This is a genomic window from Brachybacterium sp. Marseille-Q7125, from assembly GCF_023062615.1.
Classification (GTDB): Bacteria; Actinomycetota; Actinomycetes; order Actinomycetales; family Dermabacteraceae; genus Brachybacterium.
Genome location: NZ_JALLAL010000124.1, coordinates 1 through 1307 on the forward strand (window position 1 = coordinate 1; position 1307 = coordinate 1307).

A 1307-nucleotide genomic window follows, 5' to 3' on the forward strand; every position below is an offset into this window, starting at 1 on the left:
GAACGCCCGACCACCGCGACCGACACGCGGCGGACCGTCACACCCTCATGCCACAATCAGCTCGCGCACACCGGCAACGACGCCGGACACCGCCGCTCAGCAGCACCATGAAAGATCGAGGCTACTGAGCCAATCCGCTGTTCTCCATATAGTGCGCTCGCTCGGAGTTGCTGCCGGAGAGCGAGTCATCTGATACGCAGCGAGGAGTGAAACGATGATCCGCGCAGAGAACCTGGTCAAGGAGTTCTCCCGCCCCAAGCGGGTTGAGGGGCGGTTTTCGAGGGTCCGGTCGTTCTTCAGCACTGAGCGGATTATCTCTCGGGCTGTCGATGACATCTCCCTGACGATCGATGACGGGGAGATCGTCGGTTACCTGGGTCCGAACGGGGCCGGGAAGTCCACCACGATCAAGATGCTCACCGGGATCCTGGTGCCCACCTCAGGCATGGTCGAGGTGGAGGGCATCGTCCCGTGGAAGGACCGCCGGGCGAACGCCCGCAACATCGGAGCGGTGTTCGGGCAGCGCACCCAGCTGTGGACCGATCTGCCGCTGCGTGATTCGTTCGAGCTGATCTCCCGCCTGTATGGCCTGGAGAGGACCGACTATTGCCGGGCGCTGGATGAGTTCGTGGATCTGCTGGACATGGGCTCGTTCATGGACACCGCGGTGCGGTCGCTGTCGCTGGGCCAGCGGATGCGCGGGGACATCGTCGCTGCGATGCTCTACCGCCCGCCGGTGCTCTACCTCGATGAACCCACCGTCGGGCTGGACGTGGTGGCGAAGGCTCGCATCCGTGACTTCATTGCCGAGCGCAACCGGACCGAGGGCACCACGGTCATGCTCACCACACATGACATCGCCGACATCGAGCAGCTTGCGCGGCGGGTGGTGATCATCGATGAGGGCCGGATCCTGTATGACGGGGAACTCGGCGCGCTGCGCCGTGCGTACGCGCCGCATCGCGAGATCGTGGCCCGCGCCCCGCGGGTGCCGGATGACCTGCGGATCGACCAGATCGAGCTGACCGAGGTCCGGCCCGACGGTGACGATGTGCTGGCGACGTTCCACTTCGATCCGGAGCAGATCGCCCCGCCGGCAGCGATCGCTGCGGTCACCGCATCGTTGGAGGTCTCGGATCTTTCCTCGCGCGAGCCCGATGTTGAGGGTGTGATCCGTCAGACCTGACTTGCACTGGTTTAGTGTGTCAACGCGTCGAGTAGGTTTCTGGCCTCGTCGGTGATTTCTGGCTGGGCGGTGATGTGCTGGCCGGCGATCGAGATGGTCACTTCTCGTAGCGGGCGCAGGA

1 protein-coding gene is annotated in these 1307 nt (G+C 64.5%); it reads left to right on the forward strand.

Annotated features, from left to right (window positions below; genetic code table 11):
* Positions 1-214: 214 nt before the first annotated feature.
* Positions 215-1186, forward strand: a complete 972-nt coding sequence (locus MU407_RS13990; RefSeq protein ID WP_246958402.1) for an ATP-binding cassette domain-containing protein — start codon at positions 215-217, stop codon at positions 1184-1186.
* The last annotated feature ends 121 nt before the right edge of the window (positions 1187-1307 follow it).